Annotated in this window: 10 protein-coding genes; 4 read left to right on the top strand and 6 right to left on the bottom strand. The window is 48.5% G+C overall.

The annotated features are described in order from the left end of the window. Positions 1 to 12 precede the first annotated feature (12 nt). Together J2W69_RS18585 and J2W69_RS18590 are read left to right on the top strand one after the other, a co-directional pair. Complete coding sequence (locus J2W69_RS18585; RefSeq protein WP_310281301.1) at positions 13 to 8,562, top strand: Ig-like domain-containing protein; 8,550 nt, start codon at positions 13 to 15, stop codon at positions 8,560 to 8,562. A gap of 130 nt (positions 8,563 to 8,692) precedes the next feature. Next, on the top strand, positions 8,693 to 8,911 hold the full coding sequence (locus J2W69_RS18590; RefSeq protein ID WP_310281304.1) for a hypothetical protein: 219 nt from the start codon (positions 8,693 to 8,695) through the stop codon (positions 8,909 to 8,911). On the opposite strand, the gene J2W69_RS18595 is transcribed toward J2W69_RS18590, so the two are convergent. Next, on the bottom strand, positions 8,908 to 9,570 hold the full coding sequence (locus J2W69_RS18595) for a transporter substrate-binding domain-containing protein (protein WP_310281305.1): 663 nt from the start codon (positions 9,568 to 9,570) through the stop codon (positions 8,908 to 8,910). The two genes, J2W69_RS18590 and J2W69_RS18595, sit on opposite strands and share 4 nt — an antisense overlap. 120 nt (positions 9,571 to 9,690) lie before the next feature. On the opposite strand from J2W69_RS18595, the gene J2W69_RS18600 reads away from it, so the two are divergent. Continuing rightward, the gene (locus J2W69_RS18600; protein ID WP_310281307.1) at positions 9,691 to 11,103 is read left to right on the top strand and encodes a mannose-1-phosphate guanylyltransferase/mannose-6-phosphate isomerase; all 1,413 of its coding nucleotides are present in this window, start codon (positions 9,691 to 9,693) and stop codon (positions 11,101 to 11,103) included. 52 nt (positions 11,104 to 11,155) lie between these two features. Here the strand turns inward: J2W69_RS18600 and gorA are convergent, their stop codons facing one another. The 5 genes from gorA to J2W69_RS18625 all read right to left on the bottom strand — a co-directional run bounded on the left by gorA (position 11,156) and on the right by J2W69_RS18625 (position 15,703). After that, on the bottom strand, positions 11,156 to 12,505 hold the full coding sequence (gene gorA / locus J2W69_RS18605) for a glutathione-disulfide reductase (protein WP_310281309.1): 1,350 nt from the start codon (positions 12,503 to 12,505) through the stop codon (positions 11,156 to 11,158). Positions 12,506 to 12,583: 78 nt separating this feature from the next. Further along, complete coding sequence (locus J2W69_RS18610) at positions 12,584 to 13,780, bottom strand: sensor histidine kinase (protein ID WP_310281311.1); 1,197 nt, start codon at positions 13,778 to 13,780, stop codon at positions 12,584 to 12,586. Beyond that, on the bottom strand, positions 13,777 to 14,478 hold the full coding sequence (locus J2W69_RS18615; RefSeq protein ID WP_310281313.1) for a response regulator transcription factor: 702 nt from the start codon (positions 14,476 to 14,478) through the stop codon (positions 13,777 to 13,779). Before J2W69_RS18615 ends, J2W69_RS18610 begins: the two co-directional genes overlap by 4 nt. Beyond that, positions 14,478 to 14,873 (bottom strand): DUF3019 domain-containing protein, encoded by a 396-nt coding sequence (locus J2W69_RS18620; RefSeq protein WP_310281315.1) that lies wholly within the window; start codon positions 14,871 to 14,873, stop codon positions 14,478 to 14,480. Before J2W69_RS18620 ends, J2W69_RS18615 begins: the two co-directional genes overlap by 1 nt. Next, positions 14,873 to 15,703 (bottom strand): MipA/OmpV family protein, encoded by an 831-nt coding sequence (locus J2W69_RS18625; protein ID WP_310281317.1) that lies wholly within the window; start codon positions 15,701 to 15,703, stop codon positions 14,873 to 14,875. The genes J2W69_RS18620 and J2W69_RS18625 overlap by 1 nt, the downstream gene beginning before the upstream one ends. Before the next feature lie 188 nt (positions 15,704 to 15,891). Here J2W69_RS18625 and J2W69_RS18630 point away from each other — a divergent pair, with 188 nt between their 5' ends. Continuing rightward, complete coding sequence (locus J2W69_RS18630; RefSeq protein ID WP_310281319.1) at positions 15,892 to 21,147, top strand: S8 family serine peptidase; 5,256 nt, start codon at positions 15,892 to 15,894, stop codon at positions 21,145 to 21,147. The last annotated feature ends 108 nt before the right edge of the window (positions 21,148 to 21,255 follow it).

Raw genomic sequence — 21,255 nt, forward strand, 5'->3', positions numbered from 1 at the left:
GCCATAGATGGCGTGCGTCCAACGGCCTCTATAGTAGTGGCGGATAACGCATTAAGTGCAGGCGAAACTTCGCTGGTGACTTTTACGTTCAGTGAGGCGGTGACAGGTTTTAATAACGCAGATTTGACGATAGCCAACGGTGATTTAACTGCAGTCAGCAGCGCTGATGGCGGCATCACCTGGACTGCAACTTTCACACCGACGGCCAGTGTGACAGATGCAACCAATGTCATTACGCTGAACAATACGGGTGTAACAGATACAGCAGGGAATGCAGGTACTGGCACAACGAACTCTAATAACTATGCGATAGATACGGTACGCCCAACAGCCACAATAGTGGTGGCTGATACTGCACTGAAGATAGGCGAAACTTCGCTGGTGACTATCACTTTTAGTGAGGCTGTGACAGGCTTTAACAACGACGATTTAACCATAGCCAACGGTACTTTAACGGCCGTCAGCAGCGGCGATGGTGGAATCACCTGGACAGCAACCTTTACACCAACAGCTGGTGTTACAAACGCGACCAATGTGATTACTTTAGATAACACAGGTGTGGCCGATACGGCAGGTAATGCGGGTACAGGTACAACGGACTCCAATAACTACGCTATAGATACCGAAGCTCCCAATGCACCATCGGTGCCGGATCTGGCCGCCGGGTCTGATAGTGGCAGCAGCCAGACTGATAATATTACCAATGTCACTACTCCAACCTTTACCGGAACGGCAGAGCCAAACAGCACTGTGACTTTGTATGATACAGATGGGACTACTGTGTTGGGTAGTGCTACAGCAACTGGTGGCAACTGGAGTATTACCAGTTCAGCTTTGAGTGCAGGCAGCCATATTTTGACAGCAAAAGCAACGGACGCGGCAGGCAATGAGTCTGCTGCATCCTCTGGATTGTCTGTCACTATAGATACTGAAGCGCCAGTCAAACCTGCCGCACCTGATCTGGATGCCAATTCGGATACTGGCAGCAGTAACAGCGATAATTTGACCAACGCTACCAGTCTTACTTTTAACGGTACTGCAGAAGATGGCAGTACCGTCAGCCTGAGCTCCAGTGTGGACAATGCGCTGGGGGCTACAACAGCCACAGGAGGCAGCTGGAGTTTAACCACTGCAGCTGTAACCAGCGAAGGGGCTCATAACATCACACTAACGGCCACAGACGTGGCGGGTAATGTCAGTGTGGCTTCTGATCCATTGGCGATCACTCTGGACAAAACGGCGCCAGCCGTTGGCGGTGTGGCTTTTGATCAGGCTTCTGTCAGCAGCGGAAATCAAGCGGCATTAAGCTTCACTTTGGCTGGTGCTGAGGTGGGGGCAACGGCAGAATACAGTATCAGCAGCAGTAATGGTGGCACAGCAGTCACCAACTCTTTTGTGGTGGCGGCTGCCGATCAGCAAGTCACAGGACTCAATGTCAGCGGCTTAAATGATGGCACTTTAACTATCAGCCTGACCTTAACTGATGCTGCGGGTAACGTCAGTACACCTGCAGTTACCGATACCGTAAATAAAGACGCCAATGTGCCAACCATTAGCTCAGTGGCTATTGCCAGTGGTAACTACAAAGCCGGAGACACTGTTAGCTTTAGTCTGACTTTTAGCGAGACTTTGGTGTTATCTAATGCTAATTCTGACTACAGTCTGGCGATAGATATAGACGGCACAACCCGGCAGGCTGTGTTAACCAGTAATGCAGCTGGGGTTTTAACCTTCAGCTATACAGTGCAGGCCGGCGAAAATACCACTGCTTCTGGTGTTGCCATAGCCAGTAATGGCTTGTCTCTGCTCAATGGCGCGACCATTAAGGATGCAGGCAATAACGATGCAACTTTAAGCTTCGGTGGTATTAATAACAGCGCCGCTAAAGTGGATACGATTGCTCCGGCTTTGACCCTGGTGACAGATCCGGCTCAGGCTGTGTTTGTGAATGCTGCTAATTACCAGATCAAGGGAACTCATTCTGAAATTGGCCTGACCATTAACTTGTATACAGATACAGGCAATGATGGCACTGCAGACGGTGGTATTCTGGCCAGTGCTGTGGTCGATGCAGATGGTAACTGGAGTTTGGTACAACCTTTGACAGCAGACTCTGCACACAACTATGTGGTCATAGCTGAAGATGCGGCTGGTAATGTTTCGGCTGCTGTGGATGTTCCTACTATTACTGAAGATTCTATTGCTCCTGTTGCTCCAGTTGTTACCAGTCCTGCTGCGGCTCTGGCTGTGAATACCCTCAGTCAACTGATCAGCGGTACTCACACTGAAGATGGTGTCACAGTAGAATTGTTTGCAGACGCCGACAATGATGGGGTGGCAGATAACAGTGCAGTGCTTGCCAGCGCCGAGGTGGGGGCTGTCACTGCTGGCAGTTGGTCATTGACGGCACCTCTTACACAAAACACAGCAAATAATTTTGTCGTTATTGCCAAAGACAAAGCCGCCAATGTATCGGCTGCTGTGGATGTGGTGACTGTGACTCAGGATTCTGTGGCTCCTGTGGTGACAATAGCACCACTGGTAACTGCAAATCCCAGCCCTGCTTTGGTGGGCACAGTGGATGATGCCACTGCAACCTTAAGTCTGACCGTGGACGGTAACAGTTATACACCAACCAATAACGGCGATGGTAGTTGGGTCCTTGCTGCTGATCAAATCACAGCTTTGGCTCACGGTGTTTATGATGTTGTTGTCAGTGCTGAAGACGCACAAGGCAATATTGGCACTGATGCTACAGGTAATGAACTAACCATCGATTTATTGCCTCCTTCAGGCTATAGCGTGGTGATCCAGCAAAATCGTATTGATGCTGCAAATCAGACCTCCATGAGTTTTGTATTTGCTGGTGCTGAGGTCGGCTCCACTTACACTTATGTGGTGAGTGATGGTACTAATTCAGTCACCAACACCGGAGTGGTCACAGCGGCCAATCAGCAGATTGGATCTATTAACGTCACTGGTCTGGCTGAAGGGACATTACAGCTTAGTGTTATTCTTACCGATACAGTGGGTAATGCTGGCGCAGCTGCCACAGCAACTGTAGTGAAGCTTTATAACGCGACTCCGGTGATCTCCGGCAGCCCTGCAACTTCAGTGAATGAAGACAGCCTGTACAGCTTTACCCCAGTGGCTACAGATGCAGATGCAGGCACAACCCTGACGTTCAGCATCAGTAATAAACCAGTGTGGGCAAACTTTAATACCGCCACTGGTGCTCTGAGCGGAACACCAACCAATGATCATGTAGGCACCACCTCAGGCATAGTGATCAGCGTCAGCGATGGCACTGCAACAGCTTCACTGGCTGCTTTTGCTATTACAGTGGTGAATGTGAATGATGCGCCTGTTGTCACTTCAACACCTGTCACCTCTGCTACTCAAGGTTCGCCTTACAGTTATAGCTTTACAGCGACAGATGTAGATGTCGGAGATACTTTAACCTTCTCAGTGGTTACTAAACCGGCCTGGCTGAATTTTAATGCGGGCACTGGTGTGTTGTCGGGTATTCCGGCAAATAGCGATGTAGGTGTACATGCAGTGACATTAAGAGTGACAGATACGGCAGGTTTACTTGCAGATCAAAGCTTTAACGTCACTGTGGCTAATGTCAATGATGCACCAACTATCAGCGGAACTCCTGCAATCACAGTAGCTCAGGGCGCAGCTTATAGTTTTGTGCCTACAGCGGCTGATGTGGATGTGGGTACAACCTTAACCTTTAGCATCACCAATAAACCAACATGGGCAGCCTTTAATACGGCGACAGGAGCCTTAACCGGAACTCCGGGTAATGCCGATGTGGGTGCTACTGCTGGTATTGTGATTTCAGTATCAGACGGTGAATTGAGTGCAGCACTGCCAGCCTTTACGCTGACAGTGACCAATGTCAACGATGCACCAACTATCAGCGGAACTCCTGCAATCACAGTAGCTCAGGGCGCAGCTTATAGCTTCGTACCAACGGCTGCTGATGTGGATGTGGGTACAACCTTAACCTTCAGCATCACTAACAAACCAACATGGGCAGCCTTCAATACGGCGACAGGAGCCTTAACCGGTACTCCGGGTAATGCTGATGTGGGAGCAACTGCGGGTATTGTGATTTCAGTATCGGACGGTGAATTGAGTGCAGCACTGCCAGCCTTTACGCTGACAGTGACCAATGTCAACGATGCACCAACTATCAGCGGAACACCTGCAATCACAGTAGCTCAGGGCGCAGCTTATAGTTTTGTGCCTACAGCGGCTGATGTGGATGTGGGTACAACCTTAACCTTTAGCATCACCAATAAACCAACATGGGCAGCCTTTAATACGGCGACAGGAGCCTTAACCGGAACTCCGGGTAATGCCGATGTGGGTGCTACTGCTGGTATTGTGATTTCAGTATCAGACGGTGAATTGAGTGCAGCACTGCCAGCCTTTACGCTGACAGTAACTAATGTCAATGATGCACCAACTATCAGCGGAACTCCTGCAATCACAGTAGCTCAGGGCGCAGCTTATAGTTTTGTGCCTACAGCGGCTGATGTGGATCTGGGTACAACCTTAACCTTTAGCATCACCAATAAACCAACCTGGGCCAGTTTTAATACGGCGACAGGAGCCTTAACCGGAACTCCGGGCAATGCCGATGTGGGGGCTACTGCGGGTATTGTGATTTCAGTGTCAGACGGTGAATTGAGTGCAGCTTTGCCAGCCTTTACGCTGACAGTAACCAATGTCAATGATGCGCCAACCATCAGCGGAACTCCTGCAATCACAGTAGCTCAGGGCGCAGCTTATAGTTTTGTGCCTACAGCGGCTGATGTGGATGTGGGTACAACCTTAACCTTTAGCATCACCAATAAACCAACATGGGCAGCCTTTAATACGGCGACAGGAGCCTTAACCGGAACTCCGGGCAATGCCGATGTAGGGGCTACTGCTGGTATTGTGATTTCAGTATCGGACGGTGAATTGAGTGCAGCTTTACCAGCCTTTACGCTGACAGTAACCAATGTCAATGATGCACCTGTGATCACCTCAACGGCTTTAACCAATGCTTCCCAGGGTGTTGCTTATAGCTACACTCTGACGGCAACAGATGAAGATGTGGGTGACACTCTGACCTTCAGCGCAGCCACTAAACCGGCCTGGTTAAGCTTTAATGCTGCAACAGGGGTATTAAGTGGTACGCCAGTCAGAGCTGATGTGGGCAATCATCAGGTTAGTTTAGTAGTAACAGACAGCGGTGGTTTAACTGCAACACAAAACTTCACGCTGGTGGTGGTCAGTACTAATGATGCACCTGTAGCAGCAAATAGCTCTGCCACTCTGAAAGAAGACACTACGTTGAGCCTGACCTTAACAGCTCAGGATCCGGATCAGGACCAATTGACCTTTGAGATTGTGACTCAGCCTGAACATGGTACTGCAGCACTACAGGGTGCCGTGTTGGTGTACACACCGAATCAGGATTTTAATGGTACGGACAGCATTGGATTTATTGCCAAAGATGCTGAGCTAAGTTCGAACATTGCCACCATTAGTCTGACAGTGACGCCGGTTAATGATAATCCTGTAGCACTGGATGACAGTTACAATCTGCAGCGCACGGACAACAATCAGTACCTGCTGAATGTACTGGCCAATGACACAGACGTGGATGGCGATACCTTAACTATTGATGGTGCTTCAAGCAGCGTTGGAACCGTTACTTTTAATGCCGAAGGCTTAACAGTCACAGTTCCTGATCGTTATGTCGGACCTGTCAGTCTGCGGTACACAGTCACTGATGGGAACGGAGGCCGGGACAATGCTGATGTGAGCCTTATTATTGAAGGAGGAGCTGCGGCTGACTTGCCAGTCATTACAGTGCCTGCTGATATTGAAGTGAATGCAACGGCCTTGTTTACCCGCGTGCCTATTGGCACAGCTACGGCAGTGGATCGTAATGGTCGTCGTCTGCGGGTGTCCTTAATCAACGGCAGTCTGTTCTTCGCACCTGGTGAGCATATAGTCTACTGGCAAGCCACTGATGCTGCGGGCAATACAGCCACCAAAGCACAAAAAATCAGTGTGAATCCGCTGATCTCGTTAAGCAAAGATCAACTGGTGACAGAGGGTAGTGACGTGGTGGTTGAGGTGATGCTCAATGGTCCATCTCCTGTGTATCCGGTGTTAGTGCCTTATACCGTCAGCGGCAGTGCAGATGCCAATGATCATACGCTGGTGTCAGGTGTGGCAGAAATCAGCTCGGGGGTCAGTACCAGTCTGCGCTTTACCGTGCTGGAAGATGGTCAGAGCGAAGGCACGGAAGACATAGTGATTAGTCTGGATGCCAGTGTTAATCGTGGTAGTCAGCGTACCAGCCGTATTGTGGTCACTGAAGCCAATATTGCCCCTGTAGTGTCTTTAACTGTGCAGCAGAATGGCGAAAGCCGGTTGACTGTGGGTGAAAATGGCGGTGTGGTGACTGTGACAGCGACTGTAACTGACGCCAATCAGCAAGATCAGGTGAGCGGTGAATGGAACTTTGGTCGGCTGAATAACGTGACCACAGATCAAACTCAACTGAGTTTTGACCCTGCAAATCAAGGCCCGGGTTTGTATCAGGTCAGCTACACAGCGACAGACAATGGTAGTCCCAATTTATCAGGCACAACCCGGGTCTTTATTGTGGTTCGGCCAAGTCTGCCTGTTTTAGGATCGCAAGATTCAGATGGTGATTTAATACCTGATGATCAGGAAGGTTTTGCCGATTCGAATGGGAATGGTATTCCGGACTATCTGGATGCCATCACTGAATGTAACGTAATGCCCACTGAGTTTTTGGGGCAAACCGAATTCCTGGCCGAAGGTGATCCGGGAGTCTGTTTACGTTTGGGTACTGTAGCTGCTGAAACGGATGCCGGTGGTTTGCAAATTGCTCAAGATGCTATCGAAACGGATAAAGTCGCGACCAATATTGGCGGTATCTTTGACTTTATCGCTTATGGTTTACCGGAGAAAGGCCAAAGTTACAGTCTGGTATTGCCACAACGTTCACCTGTGCCTGCTAATGCAGTGTATCGCAAGTTCAGTGATGTAACAGGCTGGGTAGACTTTGTCAGCAATGAACGTAACTCAGTTGCCAGTACACAAGGCGAACGTGGATTCTGTCCACCGCCTGGTGGGAATGAATGGACTGAAGGCTTAACTGAAGGCCATTGGTGTGTGCAGGTGACAGTGGAAGATGGTGGTCCAAATGATGCAGACGGCATTGCCAACAACGCTATTGTTGACCCTGGTGGTGTAGCTGTTGAACTCAATGGTAATAACCTGCCTGTGGCTATGCCGGATCAGGCAACAACTGGCATGGATATGACAGTTATTGTCAATGTGCTGGCCAACGACACAGATCCGGATGGTGATACTTTAACTGTCAACCAGGCTGTGGGTAGTTTTGGTACTGTTACTATTCTGGATGATCAACAGCTGAGCTACACACCCAATCCGGACTTTATAGGCACAGATACTGTGATCTACAACATCACGGATGGCAGGGGCGGTACGGCCAGCAGCGAGTTAGTGGTCAGCGTGGTTGGCAACAGAGCTCCGGTAGCGGTGAATGATGTAGCTTCTACCGATGATAAGACAGTGTTGCTAATCGCTGTGCTGGCCAATGATACCGATGAAGATGGCCATACGCTGAGGGTAAGTAGTGCCAGTGCTGTGCAGGGTACTGTCAGCATTGAGGCTGATCAACGCCTGCGTTATACACCAAAAACCGGTTTTGCCGGGGTGGACACCATCAGCTACACAATAACAGATGGTTTTGATGGTCAAGCGTCGGCCCAGGTCAGTGTGACTGTGCGTGCTTATCAGGATGTGGTCGTAGATAACAAATCAAGCGGAGGCAGTATGGCGTGGTGGATGGTGATGGTATTGGCAGGAGCTGTGGTGTTACGTCGCCGTTCAGTAGTGGGGTTTGCGGCACTGGCATTGTTGTCGTTCAGTCCCTTTAGTCAGAGCGCTGATTGGTATCTGCAAGGCTCGGTTGGGCATAGTAAAGCCGATCAAAAACAAAGCCGTTTGGTGGAAGAACTACCCAATGGAACCATTACTGGTTTTGATGACAATGACGGTTCCTTTGGCATCAATCTGGGTTATCAGCTGCATCCGGTTTTTGCGCTGGAGCTGGGTTATCTGGATTTAGGCGAAGCCAGCAGTCAAATCACAGCCGAAAGTCTGACACCACAGCAGTACCATGAACTGGTGAAAGCTGTAACTCCGGTTCTGGTGGATGGTTTTACTGTCGCAGGGCGCTTTACCTTATGGCAAAACGAGCAATGGAGTCTGGAAGTGCCATTAGGATTGCTGTTTTGGGATTCAGAAATAGAAAGCCGCATGGATAACACTGTGATCCGCTCTAAGAATGATGGCACAGACTTTTACCTTGGTGTGCAACTGAACTATCAACTGGCTGCGGGTTGGAAACTGGGGCTGGGGTATCAGCAACTCAATCTGGAACCTAATGACGTAAACAGTTGGTTGGTTAGCATACGCTACCAGTTCTAAGCTTTTGTTTTAGAATGCACAAGGGCGGTTTTTACCGCCCTTGATATTTTTTGTGACAAAAAAAGGCTGCCCGTTTTTAGCCTGCTTTGTTATGTTAAGCTGAAGCTACAGCGAATTGGAGTAAAAATTAATGTCAGGACAAGGATCAGGCGGTAATGTATTGGCCGCGTTATGTAGTTTGTTTATCCCGGGTTTAGGCCAACTGCTACAGGGCCGTTTAATTGCCGCTATATTGTTTTTCGTCATTACAGTAGTGGGTTATGCGATGTGGTGGTTAATTATTCCAGCGATTATCGGCGGTATTGCGCATTTATTCGCCATACTGGACGCGGCGCGTTTCAAATCTTAGTGAGACGACACAATTAACTGACGCAATGCGGCTTCCAGCTGAGGTACTAAGGCCGCATGGCGTTCATGCACATAATGAAAAATTTCTGTTTTGGCTAAATCAGGTGCAATAGCGTAAATGCCGTGGTTTTCCAGCTGCTTGAGCTGCCATTCGGTTTCATCCCCTAAGGCAACAACCACATCAGTTCGGCCGGACAACAGCCGTTGTATCGCCTGACTGATACTGTTTACTTCAGTGTACTCCTGCTCCTGCATATTCACTCTGGCCAGATAAATACCCCGCAATACATCAACACGAAAGGCTGATAAATCCCGCCAGTGATTAATTTTGAGTGCTGGATTGCGGCTAAAAGCTGTAATACGGATATGGCCTATAGGCACTTCAACCCTGAGCATATTTGGCAAGATTTCCGCCGCTTGGGCAGTGCGGCTTAATTCAGCATCCAGTAGTTGGCCTTTATTGCTTTCGTGGGCGCTGCGTTCCAACGGCATCACTATCAGTGTCATCTGATAGCCCAACTGCTGATAGGCTTTAGCCATCAATAAAATGCTGGGGTGATCGGCAGGTAAATTATTTGAAGCGCCGACGGCAATTTCTTGCTCGCTGGCAACCGCAGCACAAAGGCCGAACCAATAGAAACAGAAGGCAAAAAGACGCATTGCAGCCAGAGTCCTTGAAGCTGATTTGTATTGACTATAGCAAAACAGCTAAAGTGCAGCTTTTAGTTTTATCAGAGCAGCCGCGTCCGGCACTACAGATAAAACGGCGAAGGAGAACAGATGATTTTACCTGTGATTATGGCAGGAGGTTCCGGCAGCAGATTATGGCCTATGTCGCGTGAACTGATGCCAAAACAGTTTCTAAAACTGGATGGTGATTTCACTATGCTGCAGGCTACGCTGAATCGTTTGCAAGGCCTGAATACACAAACCGCGCTGGTGATTTGCCATGAAGATCTCAGGTTTGTGGCTGCTGAGCAGTTAAGGCAAATCAATCAGCTTTATCATAATATTGTGCTGGAACCTGCTGGCCGTAATACAGCCCCTGCTATTGCGCTGGCCGCATTTACCGCTATTAAAAAAGGTCAGGACCCCTTGCTGTTGGTACTGGCCGCTGATCATCTGATAGGCGATACCCAAAGTTTTCAGCAGGCTGTTGCATCAGCAACAGAGTTTGCTGAAGCGGATCGTTTAGTCACTTTTGGCATTGTGCCTGTCGCAGCCGAAACAGGCTATGGCTATATCAAAAGAGGGCAAACCACAGAGTTGAACCAGGCCAAGGCTTATCAGGTAGCGCAATTTGTCGAAAAACCACAGCTGGACGCTGCACTGGCCTATATCAACAGCGGCGACTATTACTGGAACAGTGGCATGTTTTTATTTAAAGCCAGTGTTTATCTTAAAGAGTTGAAAGCGCACAGACCGGACATTCATGCTGCCTGCGAGCAGGCCATGGCTGACGTAAATCCGGACTTAGATTTTATCCGTGTCGATCCACAGGCATTTTTAGCCTGTCCGTCAGAGTCTGTGGATTATGCAGTGATGGAAAAAACCAATGCTGCTGTGGTGGTGCCTTTGGAAACACACTGGAGTGATGTGGGCAGTTGGTCGTCTTTATGGCACTGCTCGGATAAAAACAGCGACGGCAATGTGCATAAAGGCGAGGTTCTGAGTCTGGACAGCCAGAATAATTACGTTATGGCTGAAACCGGCCTGGTGGCTACTTTGGGGGTGCAGGATATGGTGGTGGTGCAAACCAGAGATGCAGTACTGGTTGCGACCAAAGATCGGGCACAGGACGTAAAAGCCATAGTGCAGCAGTTGAGCGAATTGGGGCGCACTGAACATCAAACTCACCGTGAACTCTACCGCCCCTGGGGCAAAAGTGATTCACTGGCTCAAGGCGCACGGCATCAGGTGAAGCATATTACGGTGAATCCCGGCCAAAAGTTGTCGGTGCAAATGCATCATCACAGAGCTGAACACTGGATAGTAGTGGCAGGTACAGCTTTGGTCACTATAAATGGCGTCGAAAGCTACCTGTTGGAGAACCAGTCGGTTTATGTACCTTTAGGGGCTGTGCATTCGCTGGAAAATCCGGGGAAAATAGCACTGGAACTGATAGAGGTGCAGTCTGGTACTTACTTAGGCGAAGACGACATAGTGAGGTTTTCAGATTGGTATGGTAGATAAATTGGGGTCAGAGAGGCTAATGGGTGACCCCAATTTCAGGTTTAGCTGATGATCATCTGAGCGTAACGAATTCCTCTGAAGACGTAGGATGTATAGCCACACAGTTGTCAAAATCGGCTTTGGTGGCGCCCATTTTGATGGCTACGCCAAACCCCTGCAGCATTTCATCGGCACCAAAACCTATCACATGCAAACCTACTACTTTTTCGGTAGGGCCAGCGCACACCAGTTTCATTCGGGTAAGCTGACGATGCTGGGTTAAAGCCGTATACATAGCGGCAAATTCGCTGCGATATACTTTCACCTCGCCATCACCAAATTGCTGACGGGCTTCGTCTTCAGTTAAACCTATGGTGCCAATAGGAGGGTGCGAAAACACCACAGTGGGCACAGTGCTGTAATCCAGTTTGCTGTCTGGTTTGTTATTAAATAACCGCTCTGACAAACGTCGTCCGGCCGCTACTGCCACAGGGGTTAACGCCAGACGACCTGTGTTATCCCCTACGGCATAAATGCCAGGCACATTGGTATTCTGAAATTCATCTGTAGGAATAAAACCGTCGTCGTCTAACGCCACACCAGCTTTTTCCAAGTGCAGTTGATCGTTGGCAGGCTCGCGGCCTATGGCCCAAATCAGACAATCCACTGTCAGGTTCTGGCCTGTCGATACCTGAACAGTTAAAGAGCCATCGGTATTTTTAATGACAGCAGTGACTTCGGTGTGAGTGTGCAACTTAGGACCATCTTTGGCCATCAGTTCAACTAAGGTGTCAGACAATATAGGGTCAAAGCCACGCAAGGGTTTGTCTTTACGCACCAGTAAGTGGGTTTCACTGCCAAGGGCCTGCATCACACCTGCAATTTCTACGGCGATGTAACCTGCACCCACCACGGCCACACGTTTTGGCTGGCTTTGTAAGGCAAAAAAGCCATCGCTGTCGATGCCAAGTTCAGCTCCCGGTAAATCAGGGCGCACAGGGCGACCACCAGTGGCTATGGTGATATGGTCGGCGCTGTAGAGTTTGCCATCTACTTCCACAGTTTTTTTATCCACAAAACGGGCAAATCCCTGGATCACTGTAACGCCGTTTTTTGCTAATACTCTGTCGTAAGAACCATGAATACGGGAAATATAAGCTTCGCGGCTTTCGACCAGTTTGCTCCAGTTTAAGGCTGGCATTTCAACATTGAAGCCATAATCCGGCGCGTACTTAAAGGCATCGGCAATTTGTCCGGCAAACCACATGGCTTTTTTCGGCACACAACCCACATTAACGCAGGTTCCGCCTAAAAATTTGGCTTCAATAATGGCGCATTTCTGACCATGGCTGGCTGCTCTGTTGGCGCTGGCTATACCGCCGCTGCCGCCACCTATGGCGATATAGTCAAAATGTTCAGTCATTGCAGGCTCTGTTGTTGCTTGGGTATCTAATGGTTATATGGGGTCAACTGGCTGAACTCAAGGGGGATAGACGAATGGTTACGCATCTGCGGCGGTTTCAGTTCCTGCAGGCCAGCGTAAGCTGACACTGGTTCCTTGTTGTGGGTTACTGTGGATACAGACTTCGCCTTGATGCCACTGGGCGACTTTATTGACAATATACAAACCCAAACCAAAACCAGAGCTGTTGTCACCACGGCGAAACAGCCGCATCAATACATCAGGATGTTCTTCAAGGCCAGGGCCATCATCAGCCACTGTCAGTTGATAGTGGGATTCCGTTTGCTCAAATTTAACCACAATACTGCCTTTGGCATATCGGATGGCGTTGGCCAGTAAATTTTGCCCGGCCAGCAGTAAAGCAGAATAATGAAAATGAGCGACAGGAGTTTGCGCCTGAAAACTCAGTTCAAAAGCATGCTGATAAATATCAAAACGTGAAGCGAGATCAGCCATTAAGTCCGCTGTATTGTGACGAGGCAGTTGGTGTTGATGTCGAAAGTAATCCAGTTTTGAAAAATCCAGATAATTACTAACCAGCGCATCAATTTCTTCAATGTCATCCAGCAGCCGCTGCTGATAACGGCCTTCCAGTTGCCGGGCGGCCAGACTTAAAGTGAACTTCATTCGTGCCAAAGGGGTGCGGGTTTCATGTGCTATGGTGCGTGACATATCCTGATTAATCGCCATCATCTGGCTGATCTGGCTGGCCATTTGTTCCATGCTTTGTGCCAGTGGATACAAACTGGAACCCGGGCGGATCTGGCTCTGTAAAGGGCCTGGTGAAGCGGCAAATTGTTGGGTTAGTAAGGTAAGCCGTCTGATATCCCGAAACACAGGCCACAACAAAGCCAAAAACAGCAGTGCCAGAGCGCCATAAAGTAAGTAGGGCAAACTGCTGTTGGCCACAGAAATGGTCGGCAATGGACCCAACTGATCCAGCATATCGGGGAGCAGGCTTTGCCGGTAATACAAACTCTGGCCATCAGACAAATCTACCGCGACAATCTGTTGTTGCCGCAGCAATTCGCTGAGTTCAGGTGGGAAATACAGGCTGGATGCCGGAACCTGCTGAATGATTTGGCCTTGTTGCTGCAACTTAAACAGAGAATCAGCATCGAGCTGATAGTTCCAATGGTCTTGTTGGACTAACTGAACAATACTGCCAAGCGCCCATAACAACCCGGCGCAGGACAAAAGCAACAGCAGGTAAAAACGCACAAACTGTTTTTTCATTCCTGCTGTCCGGCAGGCAGATAATTAAACAGATAACCCTGACCCCGCACAGTGACTATAGATAGGCCCTGAACCTCTAATTGCTCCAGATGTTTACGCAGCCTGCTGATCCTGACATCAATAGCCCGATCCAAACCATCGTATTCACGGCCTACCAAATGCTGAAACAGCAGTTCGCGGCTGATAATTTGTCCGGGCCGGGCGATAAAAAAACATAAAATATCGAACTCAAGACTGGTGAGCTGCAGTGGTTTTCCGGCTAATAAAGCCCGGTTCAAACTAAAATCGATCACCAGATCATGTAATGCCAGTTGGCCCTGAGGTTGTAATTGGCTTTGTCTGGCACGCAGGCAACTACGGATTTTCGCCAGCAATAAGCTGGGATCTATAGGTTTACACAAATAATCAGCTGCGCCGGCTTCCAGACCACAGATTTGATCTTCGGCACTGCTTAAGGCGGTCAGAAACAATACGGGGCAGGACCAGCGTTGCTGCAACTGCGGCAACAGATTCAGGCCATTGCCATCAGGTAACATGATGTCACAGAGTATTAAGTCATAATCGCCTGCGATGGCTAAAGCGCCGCTGGCGTCGGCCACATGAAATATCTGGATCTGCTGAGCGCGCAGGTATTCACAAATTCCCAGAGCCAGGCCACTGTCATCTTCAATTAATAAAATCCGGCTATGCTGATGCATCAGAGCATATTCCACAAATAACCACGTTTGTGTCTTTTGTGTGCACCCTGAAACTGCACCAGCTGCAAAGTGGTTGTGGCTATGGCTTGCCCCTGAGGCGTTTTTAACCGCAAGGGCAGGTTGCTGTCAGCATCCACTTCCAGAGTGAACACTGTGGTCTGGCCGGGAAGGTGCCATTGGCAACTATGCTGAGTAGTATCCTGATATAAGCACAGCAATTGGTGTTCTCCTCCTGTCACCAGCAATCTGGCTTTGATCTGACACTGAGGTTGTTGTTCTGTCACGACGCAGGTTTGAGGTATTAGTTTTAGTGCAAGTTCGGCTGGAGCTGCTTCTGCAGCACAAACAAGAGCTAAACTGAACAGCTGAATCACAACACTGCAACGAACCATCATCAGAAGCTGTATCTCACTCCGATAAATCGACTGTAATAATGATCAGAGCGTAGCAAAGGGCTGCGTAATAAATCCTGATCCAACTGATTTTTTTGCCAAAACGCCTGAACTGCCCACTGTGGATTTAATTGATAACTTAGGGTTACACCATAAAAGTAGTTCAATCCGCCTGGTAACCCGAACCAGCTTGGGTTATTTCCCAGTTCATCAGGCCGAAGATTGTAGTAATAATTGGTGATTTTTTTGTTTTTGTAGAGAGTGCCAAGATGCCAGCGAAATTGCCATTTTTGCCAGTGATAACTTTTACGAAAACTCAGATGATGTTCTTTCCCGTGATGCACTCCGCTGATATCTGCCAGCGATGACAGTCGAACTTCCACTAAGTCGGTCAGCCAGGTGAAACTTAAGCCCGCCATATAAGATAAATTGCGTTTAATGTCCTTATAGACAGGTTTTTCAATGCCATCACCTGAGTTGAAGCCACCGTCCATGCCCAAAGCGTCCCACCAGCCAAACTGGTTAATACCATCAAGTTCAAAGAAGAAACCGTCGTCGTTCAGGGAACCGGTCAGATCCAGATACCAGTTTTGTTTTTCAAATAAGGTATAGCCGATGAAGCTGTTTTCGATAAAAAAACGTTCGCCGTAATAGCTGACCGCGGGCAGGAGGTAGCCTTGTAAATCGTCGCGGTTCGACAGAGGGGTCGTCACTTTGCCTGCACCTGCAGATAAAGAAATACTCCATTCACCAGCTGCAGTTTGTGGGGTGTCTGCCAGTAACTTACCGCTGTGTAGCGCCATGACCAGAATAAAAGTCAGAAACAGTTTCATCAAAATCCAAAGGGTTAAAACCAGCTGTTCTCACTTTAGCAAGACTCAATACTGAAATCTGCAGTTTTATGACAATGATACAAACTGATACATGAAATGCTTCGCGCTTCGGACGGCTTGAATGATTAGATAAATTCAGCGACGGAAAAATAACCAGTCGCGTAAATAATCAAAAGTTGGAGAGTCCAGTGAAGTTAAAATCTATAGCTTATGCAGTTGCGGCGGCCCTTGGCGGCATTGCAATTGCCCATGCGGCAACCAGTCATTTACCTGCATCCTCAGCAAGTAAAACGGATGCAAATACCCTAAAGCCCGTCACTATTTCAGCCGAACAACTCAAAAAGCAGCAAAATAGCAGAAGTATCAAAAACAACAGACTAGTGAATGAAGGCTTAAACGTTGCGTTGCAGCCTAAAAAAGTTAGTTTTGTGCGTGAAGATGGTCTGAACGGAGAGCAGGTTTATATAGTTCGGTTACGACACAACGCTGTCAGCCAATACAAAGGGGGTATTGCCGGATTGCCAGCGACTAAGCTGGACAACGCAGATCCGACACAGCGCTTGTTTGATAAAGGTCAACCAGCCAATACTGCAGTGAAAAGCTACCAGAAATTTTTGCTTGATCAGCAGCAGGTGGCACTCAATAGCATTGGCCAGTTGGTTGGTGCAAAAAAAGCCCGTATGCAGTACGTGAATGCGCTCAATGGTTTCAGTTTAAGCCTGACTCAGGACGAAGCAGAACAAGTAGCGGCTTTGCCTGATGTTGTCAGTGTACAGCGCTCGAAACTATACCAGTTGCACACAGATGAAGGTCCAAAACGTATCAGCGCAGACAAAGTCTGGGCAGGGCAAACCAGTGTGAATTTACCTTTGAAAGGTGAAGGCACCATTGTTGGTATTATCGACACTGGTGTGAACAGTGATCACCCTTCTTTTGCTGACATGGGTGGCGATGGTTATGACCATGTTAACCCTTTAGGTTCGGGAAAATACGTAGGTGACTGTGAACTTGAAGAATTTGCAAACAGATGTAACGACAAGCTGATCGGTATCCGCAGTTATTCAGTGATCACAGACACTTACGCTGGTTTGTATCCGGCTGTGGGTGAAGACGTTTCAGGCCACGGTTCGCATACTGCGTCTACAGCTGCAGGTAACGTGCTGAGAAACGTAGATTATTCGGTTGCTGAACTCAGTCCTGCCAGCGCAGGTAAAATCATTAAAGAAGGTTTATTCCCTGAGATTTCGGGTGTTGCGCCTCATGCCAATATCATTTCTTATCAGGTCTGTTATCCGCTGGAAGGTTGTCCTGGTGAAGCCTTAATTGCTGCTATTGAAGACGCAGTGACTGACGGTGTAGACGCCATTAACTTCTCTATTGGTAATGTGATGAACACTACCTCGCCGTGGGAAGATGCCATCGAGCTGGCCTTTTTAGGTGCGCATCAGGCGGGTATCGCCGTTGCTGCTTCGGCTGGTAATGCCGGAAGTAATGATGGTCAGGAAGTTGGGACTTACATAGATCACGTATCTCCGTGGTTGTTAAACGTTGCGGCCTCTACCACGGGCCGCCGTATTGTAGTGGATACCAAAGCGCAGGACTTTACCGGCGGTGACAACCTGCCGCAGGAAGCCATTGCTGGTGGTGGTATCAATGAGCAAGCGCTGACAGGCGTAGTAGTGCAAGCCGCTAATTTTGGTAATGAGCTGTGCACAGAGCCTTTTGCCCCTGGTACCTTTGACAATTTAACCAATGCAGATGGCGAACCCTATCTGGACGCAGAAGGTAATCCAGCCAATATTATTGTGGCTTGTATGCGTGGTGAAAATGGTCGGGTGGAAAAGTCTGCTCATGTTGCAGCGGGCGGCGCTGAAGGTTTTATTCTATACAATGCAACAGATTGGGGGCAGGAAGGCTCGATCGCTTACACCGACAGCTATGCAGTGCCTGGCATTCATTTATCTAATGCGCAGTGGTGGGGCAGTATGTACAACTGGCTGAGCACTGAAAGCAGCACAGGCCATCAGTTGACTCTATCCGCCACCAGCATAGATCGTACAGTTGATGAAAGTGAAGCCGACAAACTGGCTGATTTTTCGTCTCGTGGTCCTGGCATTGCGAACCCTGAACACTTAGTGCCTTCAGTCACTGCACCTGGTGTGGATATCTATGCGGCCATTAACGACGAAAGCCCTTTTGCAGAACGTTTGGGTTTAAGCCCTGTGACAGGTGAGTTTGGTGTCTACAGCGGCACTTCTATGGCTTCGCCTCATGTTGCCGGTGCTTTAGCTTTATTAACCCAGGCTCATCCAGACTGGACTGTCGCACAAAAGCAATCAGCTTTGCAGTTAACAGCCGAACCTGTGGTCACCTATGCAGTTCATACTGGCACTGCATGGGAAAAAGATATTAAAGCTGAAATTTACCGTGCCGGTACTGGCCGTATTAATGTGGCTTCTGCCATAGATGCGGGCCTGCTGATGGATGAAAGTTATGACAATATGTTGGCGGCAAACCCTGCCAATGGTGGCCTGGTGCACAAACTGAACCTGCCACAAATGGTGAATTTCAGCTGTAAACCAAGCTGTAGTTGGATTCGTACCTTTACTGCCACTAAAGACGGTAGCTGGACTTTATCAGCGGATGAAATCACCAACTGGTCTCCATGGTATCAGGAGCGTTATGTACAACAGGGGGCTAAGCTGGAAATAGTCCCTAATAAATTCAGCTTAAAAGCAGGTGAAACTCAGACTGTGATGGTACGTGCTTCTATTATGAATTCTCAGGACGTGTTGGGGAATTCAGAAGTAGAGCTGCAGTCTCATCTGATGTTTAAAGAAGACAATGGCAATTCGCCGGAGATGCGTTTACCCGTGGTATTTAAATACGACAACGCGGGTTTACCTGAACGTTTGTCTGTTATTGCCCATAGAAATGAAAGCAGCTACGTCGCCAAAAAAGTTCCTGTACCCGCCATGAAAGCAGCTGTAACCCGCACTTTTGTGCCGGTAAAAGCAGAGCGTCATAGTGTGACTTTACCTAAAGATGATGACTTTACTTTTCCATGGCCATTGCAGGAAGGCGACTTGCCAGAAAATCGTCTGGATGAAGCTGCCCATAGTTTCTGGATTGATGTTCCGGCCAACAGCAAACGCCTGATTGTTGAAAATCTGCAAAGAACTGATTCCAGCAATAAAGAAGCGCATAACTTCGGCAATGTGATTGTTTATCTGGGCAAAGACTTCAACAACGATGGCGTCATGGATCTGGATTCAGAAATGATCTGTGTGTCCTGGCATGTTAAATACAACAACTTCTGTAATGTGAACGATCCGGAAGAAGGCAAATACTTCGCTCTTTTATACAACGCCAACGACTGGATGACGCCAGGCACTGATACCTTTGAATACACTTATGCAGTAGTCAGCGATGACGAAGCAACTGATGTTAGCGTCACTATGCCAGCCCAGACTGATGGTAAAGAGCCAGTTGATGTACAGATCAACTGGAACAAGCCTGATATGGAAACCGGTGATCTGTATTACACAGGTTTTGATATAGGTTCTTCTCTTGCTAATGCCGGAAATGTAGGTTTTGTGCCGGTGAAACTAAGTCGTGGTGATGACGATGTGACACTGAAAGCAAAGCAAACCAGTGCCCGTGTTGGTCAGCCGATATCATTCAGCTTCAATGCCTTAGCTAACCAAAGTGGTGCAGACAGGGACTTCACCCTGACGGCTACTATTCCTGCAGGTTTAGAGCTGACTGCGGAAGATGTGCGGGCCAGTGATTCCACTATTGTCACTGAAACCACGCTGGAAAACGGTGTATTAACAGTGAAAGGGACTCAACCTGATACCAGGGATGTAAAACCAGAGTATAAAATCAGCAGCAGTGACGAAGATGAAATGTGCCGTGTGCCTGACTTTGGTCAGAACAACGATCGTTATGTCAATCTGAGCGACTTCTACATCTGGCCGATGTTTGGTGATGATCCATCCATGCTCAGAGAAGGTACTTTAATTCCATACAATGCCATGTTTGGTGATGGCGGCAGCTTTGGTTTATATAACAACGAGTACGCTAATTCGCAGTGGATGTCTGTGCGTGGTAATGGTTTGATCGCCTTCTCAGGCGACCCTATTTACTACCCGGCGCATTACCCATTCCCATACAATGGCTTTCCACATGAAACTATAGGCGCTTTATGGCGTGGCTGGGGTGGATACCCATTTATTCTGGATACTGCAGCAACACCTTTAAGCTGGGATTCGGGTATGACACTGGCCAGCACTCAAAATGGCTGGGGTATTGTGGAGTGGGATGGTATGCGCACTATGCCGTACCTGGGTATGGATGAAAACTGGCAATCTATTTGGGGTGAAAGTGATGACCGCTTTGAATTCCAGGTGATCTTTAACAACAAAACCCGTTTTGGTGAAGGTGAATATGAGTTTTATATGGCCTATAACCAACTGGACTTTGCAGGTGACGGTCGTGGCGCTGTAGGCGTGCAAGGTTATCGTGGTCAGCTGTCAGTCTATGGCCCATTAGAAGGTCATCTGGGTACTCAGTACGCTTATGAAGACTTAGACAGCAAACTGAATGTGGGGAAAGTGCTGTGTTACAACTACGTAGGCCCTGAGTCTTCTCAGTTCCAGGTCACTGTGAATGCCACTGTAGCTCAGGCCGCTATTGGCAGCTCAATGACAGTGACAGCGACCAGCCAGGTTGCAGGTATGGAAGATATCAGTATGAGTCATGAGATCTCTGTTCCAGGTAATCTGACGCTGGGTGTGATCCGCAATGCCACTATTGCTGAAGATACAGAGTTAAAAGCTGTTCAAGTGCTGTACGCTGATGAAAACAATAGTGTGAACAGCATCACAGTCAGCGGTGAGCATTTCACTGCCACTGTAAATGGCCATACTTCAGGTTCAACCATCGATATCAAACCTGATGCTGACTTTAGCGGCACTACCACAGTGACAGTGACAGTGGCTGATGTGGAAGAGCCAAATGACAAAGCCAGTACCAGCTTTGAGCTGACAGTGACTCCGGTAAACGATGCTCCGGTGGCAAAAGTGACCAGCAGTAGTGTGACTGGCACCGCAGGCAGCAACATCACATTAGATGCTTCCGGCAGTACTGATGTGGACGGTGACACTTTAAGTTATAGCTGGACACAAGAATCCGGCAGCACCTTAAACACTACTGCAGATGGCGCCAAACTGACGCTGAACAGTGTTCCGGCAGGCAGCTACAGTTTTGAGGTGATAGTCTCTGATGGTGAGCTGATCAGCGTAGCTGAAGTGACTGTGACAGTACAAAACAATCAGGTGACAACAGAAGTCAAACCTAAATCATCAGGTTCCTTTGGTGGTTGGGGTCTGTTGATGTTGGTGGCTTTTGCTGGTCGCTTGTTCCGTCGTAAAGCAGTTTAAACAGAGCTGGTAGTTCGATTGGCGTGGTCAGGGAAGGGCCGCCAATTTCCTGAGTGAAACAGAGCGCATCAGCGCTCTGTTTTTGTTTTAGGCTGTAAGGCAGCATAT

Origin of the sequence: Rheinheimera soli (assembly GCF_031457405.1) — a bacterium.
Lineage (GTDB): Bacteria > Pseudomonadota > Gammaproteobacteria > Enterobacterales > Alteromonadaceae > Pararheinheimera > Pararheinheimera soli_A.